This window comes from Flavobacterium hauense, from assembly GCF_054457175.1.
The window spans coordinates 186,393-208,825 of sequence record NZ_JBTKVX010000005.1; the positions used below are offsets into that span (position 1 = coordinate 186,393).

Annotated in this window: 15 protein-coding genes; 11 read left to right on the top strand and 4 right to left on the bottom strand. The window is 40.3% G+C overall.

What is annotated here, in order from left to right; genetic code table 11:
• The first annotated feature begins 66 nt into the window (after nt 1–66).
• Entirely contained in the window at nt 67–1,965 is a 1,899-nt protein-coding gene (locus tag ACX0HA_RS05125) for an amidophosphoribosyltransferase (RefSeq protein WP_458844193.1), read from the top strand.
• A 523-nt stretch (nt 1,966–2,488) separates the two neighbouring features.
• Here ACX0HA_RS05125 and ACX0HA_RS05130 read toward each other — a convergent pair.
• Complete coding sequence (locus tag ACX0HA_RS05130; protein ID WP_458844194.1) at nt 2,489–3,097, bottom strand: superoxide dismutase; 609 nt, start codon at nt 3,095–3,097, stop codon at nt 2,489–2,491.
• 119 nt (nt 3,098–3,216) lie between these two features.
• Between ACX0HA_RS05130 and ACX0HA_RS05135 the strand changes: the two genes are divergently transcribed.
• The 4 genes from ACX0HA_RS05135 to ACX0HA_RS05150 all read left to right on the top strand — a co-directional run bounded on the left by ACX0HA_RS05135 (nt 3,217) and on the right by ACX0HA_RS05150 (nt 11,926).
• On the top strand, nt 3,217–6,354 hold the full coding sequence (locus ACX0HA_RS05135) for a UvrD-helicase domain-containing protein (RefSeq protein ID WP_458844195.1): 3,138 nt from the start codon (nt 3,217–3,219) through the stop codon (nt 6,352–6,354).
• Nucleotides 6,355–6,397: 43 nt separating this feature from the next.
• Nucleotides 6,398–7,591 (top strand): glycine C-acetyltransferase, encoded by a 1,194-nt coding sequence (kbl, locus tag ACX0HA_RS05140; RefSeq protein WP_458844196.1) that lies wholly within the window; start codon nt 6,398–6,400, stop codon nt 7,589–7,591.
• 105 nt (nt 7,592–7,696) lie between these two features.
• The gene (locus ACX0HA_RS05145) at nt 7,697–9,085 is read left to right on the top strand and encodes an OmpA family protein (RefSeq protein ID WP_458844197.1); all 1,389 of its coding nucleotides are present in this window, start codon (nt 7,697–7,699) and stop codon (nt 9,083–9,085) included.
• Nucleotides 9,086–9,151: 66 nt separating this feature from the next.
• Nucleotides 9,152–11,926 carry a PD-(D/E)XK nuclease family protein gene (locus ACX0HA_RS05150; protein WP_458844198.1) on the top strand — a complete coding sequence of 925 codons (2,775 nt, stop codon included), beginning with the start codon at nt 9,152–9,154 and terminating at the stop codon, nt 11,924–11,926.
• 228 nt (nt 11,927–12,154) lie between these two features.
• Here ACX0HA_RS05150 and ACX0HA_RS05155 read toward each other — a convergent pair whose 3' ends face one another.
• A complete protein-coding gene (locus ACX0HA_RS05155; protein WP_458844199.1) occupies nt 12,155–12,937 on the bottom strand; it encodes an alpha/beta fold hydrolase in 783 nt (260 codons plus the stop codon).
• A gap of 192 nt (nt 12,938–13,129) precedes the next feature.
• Between ACX0HA_RS05155 and ACX0HA_RS05160 the strand changes: the two genes are divergently transcribed.
• On the top strand, nt 13,130–14,413 hold the full coding sequence (locus tag ACX0HA_RS05160) for an AbiH family protein (RefSeq protein ID WP_458844200.1): 1,284 nt from the start codon (nt 13,130–13,132) through the stop codon (nt 14,411–14,413).
• Between the two features lie 56 nt (nt 14,414–14,469).
• On the opposite strand, the gene ACX0HA_RS05165 is transcribed toward ACX0HA_RS05160, so the two are convergent.
• Nucleotides 14,470–15,762: an aminopeptidase P family protein gene (locus ACX0HA_RS05165; RefSeq protein ID WP_458844201.1), complete on the bottom strand. Its 1,293-nt coding sequence runs from the start codon at nt 15,760–15,762 to the stop codon at nt 14,470–14,472.
• 112 nt (nt 15,763–15,874) lie between these two features.
• On the opposite strand from ACX0HA_RS05165, the gene ACX0HA_RS05170 reads away from it, so the two are divergent.
• On the top strand, nt 15,875–16,300 hold the full coding sequence (locus ACX0HA_RS05170; RefSeq protein ID WP_458844202.1) for a hypothetical protein: 426 nt from the start codon (nt 15,875–15,877) through the stop codon (nt 16,298–16,300).
• Nucleotides 16,294–16,968 carry a hypothetical protein gene (locus ACX0HA_RS05175; RefSeq protein ID WP_458844203.1) on the top strand — a complete coding sequence of 225 codons (675 nt, stop codon included), beginning with the start codon at nt 16,294–16,296 and terminating at the stop codon, nt 16,966–16,968. The genes ACX0HA_RS05170 and ACX0HA_RS05175 overlap by 7 nt, the downstream gene beginning before the upstream one ends.
• Here the strand turns inward: ACX0HA_RS05175 and ACX0HA_RS05180 are convergent, their stop codons facing one another.
• Entirely contained in the window at nt 16,969–18,330 is a 1,362-nt protein-coding gene (locus ACX0HA_RS05180) for a hydroxymethylglutaryl-CoA synthase family protein (protein WP_458844204.1), read from the bottom strand.
• A gap of 179 nt (nt 18,331–18,509) precedes the next feature.
• On the opposite strand from ACX0HA_RS05180, the gene ACX0HA_RS05185 reads away from it, so the two are divergent.
• From ACX0HA_RS05185 to ACX0HA_RS05195, 3 genes are all read left to right on the top strand, one after another.
• Entirely contained in the window at nt 18,510–19,361 is an 852-nt protein-coding gene (locus ACX0HA_RS05185; protein WP_458844205.1) for a ChaN family lipoprotein, read from the top strand.
• A gap of 209 nt (nt 19,362–19,570) precedes the next feature.
• A complete protein-coding gene (locus tag ACX0HA_RS05190; protein ID WP_458844206.1) occupies nt 19,571–20,410 on the top strand; it encodes a succinate dehydrogenase cytochrome b subunit in 840 nt (279 codons plus the stop codon).
• A gap of 15 nt (nt 20,411–20,425) precedes the next feature.
• The gene (locus ACX0HA_RS05195) at nt 20,426–22,432 is read left to right on the top strand and encodes a fumarate reductase/succinate dehydrogenase flavoprotein subunit (RefSeq protein ID WP_458844207.1); all 2,007 of its coding nucleotides are present in this window, start codon (nt 20,426–20,428) and stop codon (nt 22,430–22,432) included.
• Nucleotide 22,433 lies beyond the last annotated feature (1 nt).

Sequence of the window (22,433 nt, forward strand, 5' to 3'; positions counted from 1 at the left end):
AAAACTTAAGCCCAATTGCGGGCTTTTTTTAATAGGAAATACAACAAAAACACACAACACACTATTATGAGTGACGCTTTAAAACATGAATGCGGTATTGCGCTGTTAAGATTATTAAAGCCATTAGAATACTATAAAGAGAAGTACGGGACTGCTTTTTACGGGATACAGAAAATGTACCTGCTTATGGAAAAGCAGCACAACCGCGGACAGGATGGTGCGGGTTTTGCAAGCATTAAGTTGGATGTAGAGCCGGGACAGCGTTACATTAGTCGTGTACGCTCTAACCAGCAGCAGCCTATACAGGATGTGTTCAAGCAAATCAACGAAAGGATCAATGAGGAGCTTACGGCACACCCTGAGTATAACGACAGTGTTGCGGCACAAAAAGAAAATCTTCCTTATATAGGAGAGGTATATTTAGGCCACGTGCGTTACGGAACCTTTGGTAAGAACAGCATAGAGAGCGTTCACCCGTTCCTTCGCCAAAACAACTGGATGCACCGCAACCTTATTGTAGCCGGTAACTTTAACATGACCAATGTTAAGCAGCTTTTTGATAGCCTTGTAGAGCTTGGCCAACATCCTAAAGAGCTTGCAGATACCGTAACGGTAATGGAAAAGATAGGCCATTTCCTTGATGGTGAGGTTGCTGATCTTTACCAGGATTGCAAAAATGAAGGCTTTACAAAACAGGAGGCTTCGGCTATTATATCTGAAAGGCTGAATATTGCTAAAATATTGAAGCGTGCTTCCAAACAATGGGATGGCGGTTATGCGATGGCAGGCCTTATAGGTCATGGAGACAGCTTTGTTTTCCGTGATCCGGCGGGTATCCGTCCCGCATATTACTACCAGGATGATGAGATTGCTGTTGTAGCATCTGAAAGGCCTGTTATCCAAACGGTATTCAACGTTCCGTTTGATGCGGTTAAAGAACTTGACCCGGGTCATGCCTTTATCGTTAAGAAAAGCGGCAAGGTGTCGATAGAAGAAATCATACCTGCATTGCCTAAAAAAGCATGTTCTTTTGAAAGGATATACTTTTCAAGAGGTAGTGATGCTGAGATCTATCAGGAGCGTAAAAACCTTGGTAAACTGGTATTGCCACAAGTGCTTGAAGCTATTGAGGATGATACTGACAACACAGTGTTCTCTTTCATTCCAAATACGGCCGAAACGTCATTTTACGGTATGGTAGAGGCTGCTCAGGATTTCCTGAACCAGCGTAAGAATAAGCATATCCTTGAACACAGGAATACACTTACAGAAGAAACCCTTGAGGAACTTCTTAAAGTTAAGATACGTACCGAGAAAATTGCTATTAAAGATGCTAAGCTGCGTACCTTCATTACCGAAGACAGCAGCCGTGACGACTTAGTGGCTCACGTATACGACGTTACCTATGGCGTTATCAAGCCGCAGGATAACCTTGTTATCATTGATGACTCTATTGTTAGGGGTACAACCCTTAAAAAGAGTATCCTGAAGATGATGGACAGGCTTTCGCCAAAGCGTATTGTGGTAGTATCGTCTGCACCACAGATCAGGTATCCTGACTGTTACGGAATCGATATGGCAAAACTTGAGGGGCTTGTAGCTTTCCAGGCAGCGTTAGAGCTGCTTAAAGAAAGAGGCTTGTCTCATATAGTAGATGATGTTTACAAAAAATGTAAAGCACAGGAGAACCTGCCGGATACTGAAGTTGTAAATCACGTAACCGAGTTCTACGCACCATTTACCGATCAGGAGATATCTGACAAGATCGCCGAAATGCTTAGTTCAGAAGGTATCAATGCAGAGGTTAAGATCATCTTCCAGAGTGTAGAGAACCTTCACATAGCTTGTCCTAAGAATTTAGGTGACTGGTACTTTACAGGAGACTACCCTACACCGGGCGGTAACCGTGTTGTGAACCGTGCTTTCATCAATTTCTATGAAGGAAACGACGCAAGAGCTTATTAAAACACCTCTCAACGAGTTTTAATGCCGTTGGTCGGAAATTTTTGTGGGAAATTATCTAGCGTTATATATTCGCTCCAGAAAATAGCATTAGTAAATTAATTTTTACGGTATTTTTGGGGGCAGAGAAAGGGAAAACAGTAATGTTTTCCCTTTCTTATTTTATGACATTTCGATTTAATATGAATCCTAATAGGCTAATATTCAGTATTTAAAATGTAAATGTTAAAAAATGTAGTTTATCGATTTTGCGGGTAGTTTATCGATTTTGTGTGCACTTGGTCTAAAACACTTGTGTGCGTCTTGATAACATCCTATGTTTACAATAGAAAATAGCATTAGTAAATTAATTTTTACGGTATTTTTGGGGGCAAAAAAAGGGAAAACAGCAATGTTTTCCCTTTTTTATTTATGTATGTCTGGAAACGTTTATTTAAAGTTTGAATAATTAGCAGCTTTCAAAACCACTAAAAATAAAACGGGCACCATAAAAATGATGCCCGCTTATATACTTTAACAGTAAGTCTTATTTTTCAAGTGCATAGCGTCTTGCAACTTCTTCCCAGTTTACTACGCTAAAGAAAGCCTCAATATAGTCAGGTCTTCTGTTTTGGTAGTTCAGGTAATAAGCGTGTTCCCAAACGTCAAGTCCAAGTATTGGAGTTCCTCCGCAGCCTACTTCCGGCATAAGCGGGTTGTCCTGATTTGGAGTAGCACAAACGTCAAGCTTTCCGCCTTTTTGTACACAAAGCCATGCCCATCCAGAACCAAACTGTGTTGTTGCAGCTTTAGCGAATTTAGCTTTGAACTCTGCAAACGAACCAAAAGCAGCCTCGATAGCGCTTTCAAGTTCTCCTGTAGGTTCGCCTCCGCCTTTTGGCGAAAGGATGGTCCAGAAAAGGTTATGGTTGTAAAAACCACCACCATTATTTCTTACCGCTGCATTCGAAAGATCAAGGTTGATAAGGATGTTCTCTATAGTTTTTCCTTCAAGGTCTGTACCTGCAATTGCTGCATTTAGGTTGGTAGTATATGCATTATGATGCTTTGTGTGGTGTATTTCCATCGTCCTGGCATCAATGTGTGGTTCCAACGCATCGTATGCATAAGGAAGTTTAGGTAATTCAAAAGCCATAATATGGGATTTTAAAAGATTAGTATTAATTTTAAATCCAAATTTACAGTATTTAGGGTTTACAATAAATAAGAATTTGTTATAATTTGAAACTTTAAAATATAAACACCTCATAATAAGTGCATAAAACTGCTTTTTCCATTTATAACGCTTCGGCGGGCTCGGGTAAGACCTATACTTTGGTAAAGGAATACCTGCGTATACTTCTGCAAAGTACTACTGACGACGCTTACCGAAAGATCCTTGCCATAACTTTTACCAATAAGGCCGTGGCCGAGATGAAGGGGCGCATTATCATGAACCTTTCGGATTTCTCTAAAGATGATCCCGGCGAAAGGGCGGGAGCTTTAATGAAGGTGCTTTCGGATGAAACAGGATTGTCTGTCGCAACCATAAAAGACAAGTCACGGTCTATTATCAAGAACATCATCCATAATTATGCCTCGTTTGATATCTCAACTATTGACAGGTTTACCCACAAGGTAATTCGTGCGTTTGCGCATGACCTGAACCTGTCGGTCTCGTTTGATGTTTCGCTGGAAACCGACAGCCTTTTACAGGAAGCTGTAGATGCTATTATTGCAAAGGCAGGAGAAAATGAGGTGCTGACATCTTTGTTGGTGGATTTTTCTCTCGATAAAACCGATAACGACAAGAGTTGGGATGTTACCTATGAGCTTTTCGAAACCGGAAAACTACTAATAGATGAGAATAACCGTAATGAGCTGCACCAGTTTAAGGACAAGACCATTGAAGAGTTCTTGTTTATCAAGGAAAAGCTGAAACAATCGGTTGCTGAACTTGAAGCACAGAGCGTAGCCATTGCTAATGAGATGTTTGCTTTTATGGAAAGCAGGGGGATAGACCTAAAATCGTTTTCGGCAGGGCATTTCCCAAAACATATAGAATACATTCGTGATGGGGTCTTAAATAACACCCATAAAAAATACCATGAGTTTGACGATGTCCGCATCAACAAAACGGCCAAAGACCGTGAGATAATAGAAAGCATACTGCCTGAGCTTTTGATGCTGCTTCAAAAAGCCTATAAGAATTATGAGAAGCGTAATTTTTACCAGGCGTTCCTCAAGAACATCACGCCGTTGTCGCTGCTTAACTCGATAGGGCAGGAGCTCGAGCGTATTCAGAAAGAGCAGAATGTGCTTTCGATATCTGAGTTCAATGCTATTATCCACAAAGAGATACAGAATCAGCCTGCGCCATTTATATATGAAAGGCTTGGCGAACGTTATCGCCACTTTTTTATAGATGAGTTTCAGGACACCTCGCAAATGCAGTGGAACAACCTGGTGCCGCTTATCGACAATGCCCTGTCATCTGAAGATTTACTTGGTGATCGTGGAACCCTGATGATAGTGGGTGATCCTAAACAATCCATCTATCGTTGGCGCGGTGGTAAGGCGGAGCAGTTTATTGAGTTGGGTAAAGACCATAATCCTTTCTCGAATCCTGATAAAGAGATCCTCAATCTGGGTACAAACTTCAGGAGCTACTCTCAGGTAATTGATTTCAATAATGAATTCTTCAATGTGCTTTCGGGCGAATTTAAAAATGAAGATTATAAAACCATGTATGCCGCAAGTGGACAGGAAACGAACCCTAAAAACGGAGGCTATGTAAATATTTCTTTCCTTCCTGAAATTCAACAGGAATCGGAAGAGGAAACCGATAAAGATACGCTATACCTGCAGGCTACGCTGGCGGCTATTCATAAGGCAGTGGCTAATGGGTTTAAGTATAAGGATATCGTTCTGCTTACGCGAAAGCGGACTCCGGGTGTGCTTCTGGCCAACTACCTTACTGAGCAGTCGATACCTATATTGTCATCAGAAACATTACTTATTGAGAATGCGACCGAGGTAAAACTTATAATAAACCTGCTGCGTTACCTGAAAAGCAATGATAATATAGAAGCCAAAGCGCACTTCTTGTATTTTGCAGCGAGCAATCAGGGAGATATCGCCATACACGATTTTATTGCCGAAGGCATGGCACAACCTACTGAAGCGCATCTCGAGAACTGGCTTTCGCTTCATGCGATAAACATTTCATTCAGGAATTGCCGAAAACGCTCCTTGTATGAGGCAGTTGAAACTATAGTTGATGCTTTTATTAAGCAGAAAAGCAACCAGAGTTATGTGCAGTATTTTCTTGACCTTGTGCTCGAGAGAGATATGCGTACGCAGTCGGGTATTGCCGATTTTCTGGATTACTGGGATAAGAACGGTTCCAAATTCAGCATCCCGTCGCCCGAGGGTAATGATGCCGTGCGAATCATGACCATACATAAGTCTAAAGGCCTGGAGTTTCCTGTTGTGATCTTCCCGTTTGCGGAAGAAGATTACAGCCGTTCACCCCGCAGTAAGATGTGGCTGGAGCTTGACGATACTACATTTGAATTCCAAAAGGCATTAGTAGACAGTAACAAGGATGTTGCCCAGTATGGCGAAAAAGCATCAGAACTGTACTTTATAAAATCGCAGGAAGAGCTGTTGGATAATATCAATATATTATATGTGGCGTTAACCCGTGCCGAAGAGCAGCTGTACATTATCTCGAATAGGAATTTTACCAGTAAGGGCGAGTTGACAAATAATATGTCGTCCTATTTTATTAAATACCTGATGCAAAAGCAGCTGTTTGACAACCGCATTGCCCAATATGAGTTTGGCAGTCCTGCAAAACTATCGCCCGATGAAGAGATTGAAAAACAACAGCAGAACATTAAGGTAGTAGGCCAGCGATTCAGTCCGCGTGGGGTGAAGATCGCGCAGCGCGAATCGCTTATGTGGGGAACAACCCGATTAAAGGCGATTGAGTTTGGAAATGTGATGCACGAAATACTCTCGTTTGTAAAAACAGAACATGATATTCCGGTTGCATTGGTTAGAGCAATTGAAGACGGACTGATAGTAAGAAGCCAAAGGGAAGAGGTTGAGAAAACATTGAGGGCGGTTATATTCCATCCGGAACTTAATGTCTTCTTTGGCGAAGATAACATTATATATAATGAGCAAAGCATTATTCGCCACGATGTACAGACCATCAAACCCGACAGAGTTGCTATAAAAGGGGATAATGCTCTGCTTCTGGATTATAAAACGGGTACCCATCAGCCTAAATATGAAGCGCAGCTGGCATCCTATCAATTGGCACTGGAAGAAATGGGGCTCAAAGTGATTAAAAAAACACTCGTATATATAGGTGAAACTATAAATGTGGTAAATTTGACCTGATTTTTTGAGAAAACTATAATCTATAAACTTAAACGACATAAAAATGTACGGAAAGATCAAAGAGCACTTAACAGCCGAACTTGAAACGATAAAAGAAAACGGCCTTTACAAAAAGGAGCGTATCATCGCTTCGCCACAGGGAGCAGAGATAACATTAGACTCAGGTCAGAAAGTACTTAACTTTTGTGCGAACAACTACCTTGGGCTTTCGTCGCACCCTGAAGTGATACAGGCTGCCAAAGACGCGCTTGATACTCATGGTTTCGGTATGTCATCGGTGCGTTTCATTTGTGGTACGCAGGATATTCACAAAGAACTTGAAAAAGCAGTTGCCGATTTTTACGGAACTGAAGACACTATATTATATGCTGCAGCTTTTGATGCTAATGGTGGCGTATTCGAACCATTGCTTGGCGAAGAAGACTGCATTATCTCTGACAGCCTTAACCACGCTTCTATTATTGATGGTGTGCGTTTATGTAAAGCGGCACGTTACCGTTATACCAATAACAACATGCAGGAGCTGGAAGAGCAGCTTATAAAAGCTACCGAAGCAGGACACCGTTTTAAGCTTATCGTTACTGATGGTGTGTTCTCAATGGATGGAGTTGTGGCTCCGCTTGACAAGATATGTGACCTTGCAGATAAATATGATGCAATGGTAATGGTAGACGAATGCCACGCAGCAGGTTTCATTGGCGCAACCGGAAAAGGTACGCTTGAGGCTAAAGGTGTAATGGGCAGAGTAGATATAATCACAGGTACATTCGGTAAAGCGCTTGGTGGTGCCATGGGCGGATATACTACGGCTAAAAAAGAAATCATTGAAATATTAAGGCAGCGTTCAAGGCCATACCTGTTCTCTAACTCGCTTGCGCCATCTATTGTAGGTGCTTCACTAAAGGTGTTTGAGCTTCTTAAGAAAGATACAAGTCTTAGGGATAAGCTGGAGTGGAATACCAATTATTTTAAAGAAGGAATGAAAAAAGCAGGCTTTGATATCATCGATGGTGACTCTGCAATCGTTCCTGTAATGCTGTATGACGCTAAATTATCCCAGGTTATGGCTGATGAATTGCTTAAAAAGGGCATTTATGTGATCGGATTCTTCTTTCCGGTGGTTCCAAAAGACAAAGCGAGGATAAGAGTACAGCTTTCAGCGGCCCATACTAAGGAACATTTGGACCATGCAATCGCTTCATTTTCAGAGGTTGGGAAATCGTTAACTATAATTTAACGACATTTTAGACCCTTCCGTAGGATAAATTTTAATAAAACGTTTTGCTGTTCAATTTTAACAGAGTAAATTTGTCTGCATATAACCTTTGTAATTAAATAAAGTATGAAACATCTTAACAAACTTTTCGTTGCTGCACTTATGGCCTTGAGCTTGAATGCGCAGGCGCAGGACGAAGACAATCCGTGGCAAATTGGCTTCGGTGTTAACGCGGTTAGTACCCGTTTTGGCGCTAGTGCTGATTTCACTGACAATTTCAACAAGTATTTTAAAGTAAGTGAGTGGAATGTACTTCCATCAGTATCTTACATTAACGTGTCAAGACACATTGGAAACAACTTATCAGTTGGTTTAACTGGATCGGTTAACAAAATTGACGAATTGTATCTTGATGATCCTAGCAGTACTCATATCATTGTAAAAGTTCCTGCAGATGACCTTACGTACTACGGAGTAGATGCTATCGTTAAATATAGCATTTTACCAAAAAGCTGGTTCAATCCATACGTTCACATTGGTGGAGGTTACACATGGATGGACGAGCAAGGTAACGGTACATTAAACGGAGGTATCGGATTCAACTTCTGGTTTACAGAAAATGTTGGTCTTACACTTCAGTCTACTTACAAACATACATTTGAAGATCAAAATGAGGCTAACGTGCCAAGACACATTCAGCATTTTGCTGGTCTTAGCTTCAAATTCGGTGGAAAAGACACTGATAAAGATGGTATCTATGACAAAGACGACGCTTGTCCGGATGTACCAGGTCTAGCTCAGTTCCAGGGATGTCCTGATACTGACGGTGACGGTATTCCTGATAAAGATGACGCTTGTCCTGAAGTAGCTGGTCTTGCTCAATTCCAGGGATGTCCTGATACTGACGGTGATGGTATCGCTGATAAAGATGACGCTTGTCCTGAAGTAGCTGGTCCTGCTAGCCTACAAGGATGTCCTGATACAGACGGTGACGGTATCGCTGATAAAAACGATAAATGTCCGGATGTTAAAGGTCCTAAAGAAAACGCTGGATGTCCATGGCCAGACACTGATGGTGATGGTGTTCTAGATAAAGATGATCTTTGTCCTGATGTTAAAGGTACTGTAGCTAACAAAGGATGTCCTGAAGTAACTGAAGAAGTTATCAAAAGACTGAATGAGTATGCTAAAACTATCTTATTCAACAGCGGTAAATCTACATTCAAAGAAGGAACTGTTGTAGTTCTTGAGAACATGAACAAAATTTTCAAAGAGTACCCTAACTCTAAATTCATCCTTGAAGGTCACACTGACAGCGATGGTAGTAACGCACTTAACCAAACGCTTTCTGAAAACAGAGCAGCTGCAGTTAAAGCTTACTTAGTAGAGAACGGTATCGCAGCTGACAGACTTAAAGCTGTTGGTTTCGGTGAAACTCAACCAATTGCTTCTAACAAGACTGCAAAAGGTAAAGCTGAAAACAGAAGGGTTGTAGTTAAACTTATCAAAGAATAAGGATAACCTCCCAAAATAAATACAGGAAACGCCCCCAAATCGGGGGCGTTTTTTTATTTTTATGCCATGGCAGATGTAACATTCCTCGATAAGCTAAGTACCCAATTGATACAGGATTATGGCAACACACTACCCGATGTGGTTGTGGTGCTGCCCAATAAGAGAGCCAGGATATTCCTGTTGGAAGCGCTGAAAAAGCAACTTACCGAAACGGTATTTGCACCAAAGATTATCAGTATAGAAGATTTTGTGCAGAATGTGGCGGGCATCCGTTCTATAGATACTATTGAACTGCTGTTTGAATTTTATACCCTGTATATTGGCCTTACGCCAAAAGAAAAGCAACAGCCATTCGAAACTTTTGCCAACTGGGCAAAAACACTGCTTCAGGATTTTAATGAGATAGACCGCTATCTGTTAAATCCCGTGCACGTACTTACCTATCTTGAAAACATTCAGGAAATAGAACACTGGGCCGTAGATGTAGACAGGCGCACTACCATGATCGAGAACTATCTTGAGTTTTGGAAATTGCTGCCTTCCTATTATACTACGCTTTATGCGCACCTATTAGAAAAAGGCGCAGGTTATCAGGGGCTCATTTACCGTGAAGCCGTAAACAATATCCATCACTTTTCGAATTCTTTTACCAAAGGGCAAATGGTATTTGCAGGTTTCAACGCGCTGAATGCTGCTGAGGAAAAGATAATCCAGCATCTGATGTCGCTTGGGCAGGCCAAAGTATATTGGGATATAGACAATGCTTTCTTAAGCGATCCGTATCACGATGCGGGACTATTCATAAGGCGTTTCAGGAAAGAGTGGAAACAATATGCATTACAGCCGTTTGAATGGATTACGGAAGAGTTCAGCCAGTCGAAGAATATTCACATCATTGGTACGCCAAAAACCGTAGGACAGGCTAAGATTGCAGGTGAACTGGTAGAGCAGTTTCAGAAAGAGGGTTACAGTCTTGATAAAACCGCACTGGTATTGGGTGAAGAAAGCATGCTCATTCCCTTGTTGTACAGCCTGCCGAAAAGCGTAGGTGCCCTGAATATCACAATGGGGTACAGCAGTAAGAACAATCCGGCGCAATTGCTGATACAGAAATTGTTTAAGCTGCATACTAATGCCATTAACCGTAATGAGAAAAATTATACGCTTTATTACCGTGAGGTACTTGATGTATTAACGCATCCGCTTGTAGAGCCTTATTCGGAAGCGACGGAACTTATAGAGGCGATTAATCAAAATAACTTTACCTTCTTTTCGCATTCCAAATTATATGAGCTGCATGCTGATGCTTCGCCATTTTTCAAATTGCTTTTTGACCGTTGGGATGGCAATGTAGGAGATATACTCAACAGGTTATCTGATATTCTGGTTACGCTCAAAGGTTTTATGAGTGATGACGAGGAAGAAGATAAGATTGCGAAGGCGTTTTTGTATTCTATTTTTAAAGTAATCAACAAGCTTATCAATTACTACGAGGCGCATCCGCAGATGGACAGTATCCCGGTGCTTTACACCATATACAAACAGGTAATCGATCTTGCTGAAGTTTCGTTTGAAGGAGAGCCATTATCCGGCCTTCAGATAATGGGAGTGTTGGAAAGCCGTGTTCTCGACTTTGAGAATGTAATCATCACCTCTATGAACGAAGGGAAATTCCCTGCCGGAAAGACACAGAATTCTTTTATTCCTTATGATGTAAAACGTGAACTGGGATTGCCAACTTACAAAGAGAAAGATGCGATTTACAGTTTTCACTTTTATCATTTGCTAATGCGGGCGAAAAATATTTACCTGCTTTACAATACCGAAAGTGAAGGGCTTGATGCCGGCGAACGCAGCCGTTTCCTTACCCAGCTCGAAATTGAGAAGCAGCAGAAACACACGCTGACTTCCGAAATATATAATGCTGTCCTTCCGCCAAAGGCCTATGAACCTATGGTCGTACCCAAAACCCAAAAGGTAATGGAACGTCTGAAGGAGATCGCAACTGTTAAAGGCTTTTCGCCATCGGCACTGACGGGGTATATCCGTAACCCGATGCAATTCTACTATCAAAGGGTGCTGCGCATAAGCGAAGCAGAAGAAGTAGAAGAAAGCATAGCACTGAATACGCTCGGGACTATCATCCACGGGGCATTGGAAGTGCTGTATACGCCATATGTTGCGAAATTCCTGGCAACTCACGATGTCGATAATATGGCGGCACTGGCAGATGATGAAGTGATGAGGCAGTTTAAACTAGTCTACAAAGAAGGGGAAGTTAAAAAAGGACGTAACCTGCTTGCTTTTGAGGTTGCCAAACGTAACGTGCACAACTTCCTGAAGCAGGAGAAAAGACAGCTTACTGAAGGGGATGCTGTAAAGATCTTATTTCTCGAACATAAATTTGAACGCCTGCTTGAAGACAGCCGCCTGCCTTACCCTGTTATGATTTCGGGTAATATTGACCGTATAGAGGAACGCAACGGACGAATCCGTATTACCGATTATAAAACTGGTAAAGTAGAGAAAAATAACCTTGTACTTAAAACATGGGATGGCCTTCCTGCCGATATAAAGAATGAAAAGATAATCCAGCTGCTTACATACGCTTTTATGTATGAACCGCATGGTGCAGGGAAGGAAACCGAAGTTGGTATCGTTTCCTTTAAGAACATGAAAAGCGGTTTTATGAACTTCTGCTTTAAGGATGGCTTTGACAAGTCGGCACCGGCGCAGGATTTTGTAGACAGCGATATGCTTGAGGAGTTCAAAACGCAATTGGTGGCGCTTATCAATGAGATACTGAATGTGGATGTTCCTTTTAAGGAGAAAATTGTTTAACGTCGGAAGTCTGAGGTTGGATGTCCGATGTTTATAGAGGGAGCAGAAGTTATACCACAGAGCTTCGCTAAGTCAGCACAGAGTATCACTGAGTTTTATTTTTTGAGCGCTCTGAGAATTCTGCCGTTGGCAGAAAAGACTCTGTGTGCTTTCATATCTAAAAAGTCTTTGTGTATCTCTGAATTTTCTTTGTGTGACTCTGTGTAATAGCTTTTTGTGTAAGCTTGTTTAGCAACGCTTAAAAAACTCCAGTGTTTCTTTAAGCAGCGGCTTGCGGCTTTCGATATGGCTCATATGTCCGTAAGGATAGGTAACCAGTTTTACATCGGTGCCTTCAATCTGGTCAACGTGTTCTTCGTAAATAAGGCTCTGGTCCTGTTTTCCTAATACAAGCAGGATAGGATAAGGCGCAAAGTGGAGTATTACCTCACGGTCTTTGCGTATTTTCATGCCTTCTAAGGCAGCAACAATTCCCTGTAAAGGTGTTTTCACAGCCTGCTCGCGCAGGGCCTCTATATCGTCCGCATAACGCTCACGGTTCTCTTCGCTAAACAGGTTGGCAATACTCATACGTACGAACGCCGTATAGTTCTGCTTGACTGCTTTAATGGCACGGTCGCGGTTGACTTTACGCTCGTCGCTATCGGCACGTGAAGTAGAATTCTGCAATACGATTCCCTTCATCATATCAGGATACAGTTCGGCGAAAGCCAAAGCCACATAACCACCCATCGAATGTCCCATGAATATCGCTTTTCGGATACGTAGTTCATGCAGAACGGCATAAACGGCATCGGCCATGTCTTCCATGGTGTGTACATACCCCAGGCATTCTGTCTGCCCATGGCCTAAAAGGTCAATGGTAATAACCCTGTACTTCTTGCTGTACTCTGCTACAAAAAAATCCCACATACTGCTGTTTTCCAGAAATCCATGCAGCATAACGATAGCCGTACCCTTTCCGGTTTCGGAATAGGCAAGGTTGATGTTTTTGTAAACGAGTTGTTTCATGGTTTTTGGTCCGATGTCGGAAGTCCGATGATCGGTGTAAGTATTCCCTGTCATTGCGAGCGCAGTGTAACGGAGCGTGGCAATCTCAGAGGGATTAGGGTTATGTTATTGATTGCAAAAATACTTTATCCATCCAAATACCGCAAAGATGTTAACTTATTTAATTTAAATTTGGGAATCAATTATATACAGATGAACCGACTTGTTATTGTAGGAAACGGATTTGATTTAGCACACGGCTTGCCAACAGGGTATTGTGATTTTATAGATGATTATTGGCGTAATGTCTTTAGTGTTTTTAGTTACCCACGGTATAAGTTTGATTATCAGGATGAATTTATCAGGTTCAATTTTGATGTATATAATCTTCCAATGCAAATACTCGAGGAGTTTAGAAAAATAGAAACACATTTAGATTATATTAAATTCGTCAAAAAATGTTCTGAATTAAGGATAGATACTGAAGGGTTCAACTATATTGATTTTACAAAAAATGATTTTTTTCAAATAATTAATAATCGTCATTATATTCAAAATTGGGTTGATATTGAGAATGAATACTATAAATTGTTGAAAGATTGTTTGAAAGAGGAAGGTAGTAATTCTAGAGTGAAAAAATTAAATGAAGAATTTGAAGAAGTTAAAAAGCTTTTAGATGAGTATCTGAAAATTGCAGTTAATGAGTGTTATGACTTTTCAAAACCAAATGATTTTCATCAAAATATATTGAAATTGTTTAAAATCAAAGTGAATCAATTAAGGTCATTTGGCAATAATGATTATCTAAAAGAATTTCCGAATGAAGATCATGAAGAATTATTTGATTTTGATAACACAGCTACTCAAGCTTATATTGACGGTAATCTTAATCAAATGATTAAATCTGGAGATATTCAAATTACTAATTTATTTTTGAATTTTAATTATACACATTCTATCGATAAGTATATTACTTTGATGAATAATAGTTCAGATTTTACATTATATGGGTATTCTCCTCAAATTCAAATTCATGGAAGATTAAATGATTTAAATAATCAGATAAACTTTGGTTTCGGTGATGAAATGGACGATGATTATAAAATAATTGAGAAAAAGGATGATAACGAATACTTAAAAAATATCAAGTCTTTTCAATATTTGCAAAATTCGAATTATAGAGATATGCTTGATTTTATTGATAGTGATAAATTTCAGTTATATATAATGGGACATTCATGTGGACTGTCTGATAGAATATTGTTAAACAAAATATTTGAGCACCATAATTGTCGTTCAATAAAAGTATTTTATCATCAGTTTGATGAACCAAAAGCAGATGGTAGAACCGATAATTACACTGAAATCGTCCAAAATATTTCAAGGCATTTCAATAAAAAAGAAATGATGCGAGAGAAGATTGTAAACAAGTCGCTTTGCCAGCCTTTGCCTCAAAATATTAGGTTTGCTAAAAAAGAAAACGGCTTACAATCGTAAGCCGTTTTTTTATTTATGTGAGTCACTGTAAACTGTGACTGCGACTGAAAACTAAATTAAGCGTTCATCAGACTCTCAATCTCCTCTGCTTCAATAGGAATATTGCGCATCAGGTTGAAAGGCTCGCCAGATTCCTGGATCACCACATCATCTTCAAGACGAATACCAAAACCTTCTGCAGGGATATAGATACCCGGTTCTACGGTAAATACCATATTGGCTTTCATTGGCTCAACAAGCAATCCGTAATCGTGGGTGTCAAGGCCAAGGTGGTGCGACGTACCATGCATGAAATACTTTTTGTATGCAGGCCATGCAGGGTCTTCGTTCTGAACATCGGCTTTATCGATAAGGCCAAGGCCAAGAAGCTCTGATGTCATTATTTTGCCTACTTCTATATGATATTGTTTCCAAAGCGTCCCCGGAACAAGCATTTTTGTAGCTTCGTTCTTCACGCGAAGTACAGCATCATAAACTTCACGCTGCCTTTTTGTGAAACGTCCATTAACAGGAATGGTACGGCTAAGGTCGCTTGAGTAGTTGGCATATTCGGCGGCGATGTCAAGAAGGATAAGGTCGCCATCTTTACACTGCTGGTTGTTTTCGATATAGTGCAATACATTCGCATTATTACCCGACGCGATGATAGGCGTATAAGCAAAACCTTTTGAACGGTTACGAACGAACTCGTGGATAAGCTCAGCTTCAATCTCATACTCCATAACACCCGGCTTAACGAAACCAAGCAGTCGGCGGAAGCCTTTTTCGGTAATGTTACATGCAGTCTGTATAAGGTCAATCTCTTCACTTTCCTTAACAGAACGAAGCCTTTGCAATATCGGGTTGCTTTTCGCTACCTGGTGTGCAGGGTATTTTTCTTTCCACCATTTTATGAAACGGTCTTCGCGCGTCTGTGTCTGAACCGACGAACGGTAATGTTCGTTAGTGTTGATATAGATAGTGTCGCAGTAGGTCATCACTTCGAAAAGTGTCTTTTCGAAATCCTGAAGCCACTGTATGTTTTTGATGCCCGAAACTTCGGTAGCACGCTCTTTGGTCAGTTTTTCGCCTTCCCAGATAGCGATATGCTCGTTGGTTTCACGAAGAAAAAGTATTTCGCGCAGGTGCTCATAAGGAGCATCCGGGCACAGCAAAAGGATGCTTTCTTCCTGATCGGCACCGGTAAGATAAAGGATATCACGGTGCTGCTGGAACGGCATGGTGCTGTCAGCGCTTATAGGGTAAATGTCGTTAGAGTTGAATACCGCAACACTTTTAGGTTTCATCTCGGCCATAAATTTTTTACGGTTCTTGATGTACAGGTTGCGGTCTATCTGATGGTATTTCATGATAATAAGTTTTATTCGGATACCAAAAGTAGTAAGATTATTGAGAAGTTGTGTTAAAGGGTGGGTGCAGATTTATATATTTACACTTTGTAAGATTGTTAACTTATTGTGTATGCCAAGTAGAAATGAATTACAAACGATAGCAAAAAAGAGATTAACTGAAGTTAAGATACTTTATCGAGCAGGGTCATATGATGGGGCTAAATACTTATCTGGATATGTAATTGAAACAGCTTTAAAAGCTAGGATATGCAAAATATTAGATTCTGATTATCCAGATTCTGGAGAAGTTTCCAGGTCTTTTATGACTCATAAATTTGAAACTTTAATTAAATTAGGTGGTTTGCAAAAAAGTTTTGATAATGAATTAAATTCTAATATTAGATTTAAAACAAACTGGTCGATAGTCACTAGTTGGTCTGAAGTTTTTCGTTATAAGTCTATTGGGACTAGTTCTCAAGCTGATATTAGTGATGTGATTGATGCATTAGAAGATAGAACAGATGGGATTTTAACTTGGATAAAAAAAAGATGGTGAATACAACAATTTTTAAAATAATAGAAAATCGGCTTGAAAAATTTTTAATTTACAAGAACGATTTTAGACTTTCTGGAGAAAATTATGATTTAATCCTATTTATACCGAATGATAGTTATCTAGAGCCAAACTACACACTATTAGTAAGCGCAAAAAGATTAAACGCATTAAGCCAAAGAGATATATTAATGGAATTATTGTCAAATTTCCAGAATAATTTACAACCAAATTTATATAATTCAATTTCTAGAGTTAATATTATTAACTCAAATGATTCATTTGTCAAAAATTTAAAATTTATGTTTCCTATTAAAAATAGATTGGTGGAGATTAATGATATAGCTATTGGAGGCGTAAATGTTGAACGTGCAATTTTTGTCAAACCCTTAATTTTAGATAAACTTGTTGAAGGTAAAATTTTAGGAATTGAAATTAGATCAAATGACGAAATTAAAGTTGTTAAAGCCCTTGTGGTTAAAATAAATCATGCTTATGATGTAACTTATTTAACAGATATTGGCATTCGTGAAATTGCTATTAATCTTAATGATTTAAGAGCAGATTATAATTCTTTGATTAAAAAATACTCTGAAGAGTATCTGGTTGAAAATAAGATGATTGGTAAAGTTAATTATGATGATATACTTAGGGTAAGCGATTTTTTATAACTACTCCACCCACTTATAATACCTTGCCCCAACCAGATTCGGGATTTCTTTTTCTATCCTATCCAGTATCCATTCGCCGGATGGCGCCAAAATGCTCTCTTTTTGCTCTTTTTTGTGCAGCTTCAGGTAGGTCTCAAAATCTATCTCGTTGCTTTTGGCAAGGGTTTCAAATAGCAGTACGTTTTGTACTGCTTCTTTCCAGCTTTGCTGAATGATACCCTCAAAAGCTTTCGACTTCGATCCGCTTCCGTAGGCCAAAAAGCCAAAAATCTTTCCGGTCAGGTCGGTTTCAGTCTTTGCGAAATGGCTCAAAGTGGACAACAATCCCATAAATACAGATCCTGTATACAGGTTGCCTATAAGTGAAGATGCTATTTCGGCAGGCTGCAGTTTCTGGTTTACAAATTCTTTGTATTCGGCCGACTTCGGTACTTCTTTTAATCTTGCCTGAAATTCTTCGGGGGATAGTCGCTGGCTTGTAAGCGGATTATCTGAATCAAAATTGTAAATCTCCGAAAACATTCTTCGTCCCTGATAGGCATAGGGCAGGTGCATAATGATGCTGTGCCACTGATCATAAAGCGGTACCTGAATGCCTTTGAGCTCTTTCAGCATAAAGTAGGTGCTCTTAACCTTGTCGGTATAAATAAAGTTTGAATATTGTCCGTCAAACACCGGCTGGTCTTTATGTATTTCTATTTCGGTCTCGAGATTACCAAACCACGGTTCGTTAGCATCATCACCTGTAATCTCGCTTTTTTCAATGGTACGTCGTGGCTTGAAGAAGTCGAAGTTGTTTCCGGTAGCTACTGTCCAGTTAGTGTCGAAAGCGATAATTTTTGGGTTGGCCGTAATCAGCATGGCAAGTGCCCCCGCTCCCTGGGTATATTCCCCGGTCGATTCGAGGTCGTATTTTGCAATATCTGTAGTGACTACAATAGCCTTTTTTGTTGGGTTTAGTCTGATAAAATCAAGGCAGTTTTGTAATGCATCGACTCCGGCAATGCAGGCAAAAGTGAAATCTACTGCGTCGCAGTGCAAAAATGTGCCCAATCCAAACTTTTGGTCCATTAGGCCGACAAGAAATGAGGCAATGGGCTTTGCGCTGTCTACGCCACTCTCTGTACCTACATAAATACGGGCAATTTCCTTTGGATTGACATTGTTTTGCTCGATAAGCTTTGTCAATGCATTGGCAGCAAATACCACAGCATCCTGATGGGCATCGGGCAATGTCATCCTGAGCAGGCCTAGGCCTTTTTCAAGTTTGTCAGGGTCAATGTCACGTGCCTGTGCCAATGTTTGTATAGGCAAATATAGTTTGGCGATATCAAAAGCTATTGCATCAATTCCGGTAGTCATGCTATCTTATTTGGAACGCTAAAATTAGTAAGAGGAATGTTTGGTTGTGCTGATAAAATGATTCCGGTTTTCATTTTTATCAAATTATAACAAAATAGGGGACAATTTTCTTAATTAGACAATTTCTAAATAAGATGTTATGCCTATTTTTGCCTGCAATAAATTCAAATCAGGTTATCATGAAATTATATACGCTTTTAGCTGCCTTTATCACTTTTACTTTTGCAACAGCCCAGGACAAACAGGGGTACCAGATATTCAACAAAGATGGTAAGGCCGTTACCTATAAAAAAATGCTGAATGCGGCAGGAGATGCCGAAGTGGTGTTTTTTGGCGAGCTTCATGATAACTCTTTGATTCACTGGTTGCAGCTGGAGCTCACCAAAGACCTTGGTGAGAAAAATAAGCTGGTTCTGGGCGCCGAAATGATCGAGGCCGATAACCAGAAACAACTTGACCAGTACCTGAAAGGGGAGATCAATCAAAAGGTTTTTGATTCTACGGCACGTCTTTGGCCAAATCATAAAACCGACTATAAGCCTTTGGTAGACTATGCTAAAGAAAAGCATTTTCCGTTCATTGCTACGAACGTGCCAAGGCGTTATGCAAGACAGGTGAACAAACAGGGACTTGAGTCGCTAAACAGCCTTACGGCAGAAGAAAAACAATGGATCGCTCCTTTGCCAATAGAATATGATGCCAATCTGCCGGGTTATGTAGAGATGATGAAAATGATGGGTGACCATGCGACATCTAACATGCCTAAAGCTCAGGCGATAAAAGATGCTACTATGGCTCATTTTATTGCTAAGAATCTTAAACCGGGAACTATCTTTATTCACTATAACGGAACCTATCACAGTAATAATTTTGAAGGTATTAACTGGTATCTTAAAAGAGAAAAGCCGGCTGTAAAAATTATGACAATCGCTGCTGTGTCGCAAAAAGATGTACTGAAACTTGAAAAAGAGAACCTTAAACTTGCCGATTTTATTCTTGTTGTAGATGAGGATATGACAAAGACTCAGTAGTTATAAATTGTAAGAATTGCATTTATATTGCAGATTTTTAGATGTTTTGAGGTTAAAAGTTCTTAAAACATAATTTTTTGTTGCCAATAGTTCAGGAAAAGGAGCACTTTAAACTCATTATAAATAAGCCGCAAAGGTTGTAGTTAATTTCATTTAGCCTTATTTTTGTTTGATTTTTTAAAAACCTTATCCTTATTTAATCATACATTATGGCAAAATCTGCATTTTTGAAGTCTTCCATCGCCAAGAAATACTGGATGGCTTTAACAGGTTTATTTCTCTGCCTGTTTCTTACAGGGCATTTACTGGGTAACCTTCAATTGTTGTCTTCAGGTAAAGATGCTGCACTGCACTTCAACCAGTACGCATTGTTTATGACAACTAACCCGGCGGTAAAAATTCTTTCTTACCTAACTTACATTTCAATCCTATTCCATGCTATCGACGGTATCGTGCTTACAGTACAGAACCGCAAAGCAAGGCCGGTAAGCTATGTAATGAACAGACCGGGTAAGAACACGATCTGGGCTTCGAGAAATATGGCTGTATTAGGTACAGTTATTCTTATTTTCATCGTTACGCACATGGTAAGCTTCTGGGCAAGGATGCACTTTGATAAAGCAATGCCGCTTCAGACAGTTATGATAAACGCCGGCGGTATGCCACAGGAGTTTTATCTTACTACTGATGGAGGATATATTCCTAAAATGCAGGTAGAGCAGGGTCAGATTAAAATAGAGAACAGAACTGAATTTTATGAAGCAAGTGCTAATGTAAAATTGAAAGAGGGTTACAAAGACCTTTACAAGATTACGGTTGAATTCTTCAAGCAGCCTCAGTATGGTTTGCTTTTCACGATACTTTACGTTATCTCTATGATAGTTTTAGGATTCCACCTTTACCATGGTTTTGGCAGCGCATTCCAGTCTTTGGGTGCCAACAATCCTAAATACAACGGATTCATTAAAACATTCGGGTATGCATTCGCGATAATAGTTCCGCTATTGTTTGCTGTCATCCCTGTATATATTCACTTTTTTATAAAATAATCAACATCAGTAACTATGTTAGATTCTAAGATACCCGAAGGGCATATATCCGAAAAATGGACGAAATATAAAGACCATTTAAGACTGGTTGCCCCAAACAACAGGCCAAAGATTGATGTAATTGTTGTAGGTACAGGCCTTGCAGGAGCTGCTGCTGCTGCGTCGCTTGGTGAGATGGGATACAATGTTAAGGCATTTGCTTTCCAGGATTCTCCACGCCGTGCGCACTCTATTGCTGCTCAGGGTGGTATAAATGCCGCTAAAAACTACCAAAATGATGGTGACAGCGTTTACAGACTGTTTTATGATACTATAAAAGGAGGAGATTACAGGGCACGTGAAGCAAACGTTCACCGTCTTGCCGAAGTTTCCGGAAATATTATTGACCAGTGTGTGGCTCAGGGTGTTCCTTTTGCCCGCGATTACGGAGGGATGCTTGACAACCGTTCGTTTGGTGGTACACAGGTTCAGCGTACATTTTATGCTGCAGGACAAACAGGCCAGCAGTTATTGTTAGGTGCGTACTCTGCACTTTCAAGACAGATAGGTGTTGGTAATGTTGCTATGTATAACCGTCACGAGATGCTTGACATCGTTAAGGTTGATGGAAAAGCACGTGGTATCATTGCACGTAACCTTGTTACAGGAGAAATCGAAAGACATTCAGCACACGCTGTGATCGTTGCATCAGGTGGTTACGGTAACGTATACTTCCTTTCTACAAATGCAATGGGAAGTAACGTGACTGCTGCATGGAAAATACACAAAAAAGGAGCTTACTTCGCAAACCCTTGCTACGTACAGATCCACCCTACATGTATCCCGGTTCACGGAACAAACCAGTCTAAGCTTACGCTGATGTCTGAGTCGCTTCGTAACTCAGGACGTATCTGGGTTCCTAAGAAAAAAGAAGATGCTGAAGCTATCCGTTCAGGAAGCATGAAGCCAACACAGATCGCTGAAGACGACAGGGATTATTTCCTTGAAAGAAGATACCCTGCTTTTGGTAACCTTGTGCCGCGTGACGTAGCTTCAAGAGCTGCTAAAGAGCGTTGCGATGCAGGTTTTGGTATTGAGGCGAATGATACTAATGAAGGTGTTTATCTTGATTTCTCTTCGGAGATCATCAGTAAAGGTAAACAGACTGCGTATGCATCAGGTAACCACAATCCTTCTGACGAAGAAGTTATCAAACTTGGTAAAGCATGGCTTGAAGAGAAATATGGTAACCTTTTCCAGATGTATCAGCAGATCACTGACGAAAATCCTTATGAAACACCAATGAAAATATATCCTGCGGTTCACTATACCATGGGTGGTGTTTGGGTTGACTATAATTTACAGAGTACAATTCCGGGCTGTTTCGTAGCCGGTGAAGCTAACTTCTCTGACCACGGCGCTAACCGTCTTGGGGCTTCTGCACTAATGCAGGGTCTTGCCGATGGTTACTTCGTGCTTCCTTATACAGTTTCTGATTACCTTGCAGGAGATATCCGTACAGGTAAGATCTCTACTGACCTTCCTGAGTTCGTTGAAGCTGAAAATGCTGTGAAAGCGCAGATCGATGGTTTCCTTAATAATAACGGAACAAAATCGGTTGACCACTTCCACAAGCGTCTTGGTAACATCATGTGGAATAAAGTAGGTATGGGCCGTAACGAACAGGGTCTTAAAGAAGCTGTTGCTGAGATCGATGCACTACGAGCTGAATTCTATAAAGATGTTTATGTTCCTGGATCTGCTAATGAACTTAACCCTGAGCTTGAAAAAGCTATCCGTGTTGCTGACTTCATGGAGCTTGGACAGCTTATGGCTATGGATGCTTTACAGCGTAAAGAATCTGCCGGAGGACACTTCAGAGAAGAGTATCAGGATAGCGAAGGTGAAACCCTTCGTGACGACGTTAACTTTAATTTCGTGGGTGCCTGGGAATATGGCGGTAGCGATATTAATGCTGAGAAACTTCATAAAGAGGTTCTTAACTATGAGTACATTAAAATTGCCGCAAGGAACTACAAATAAA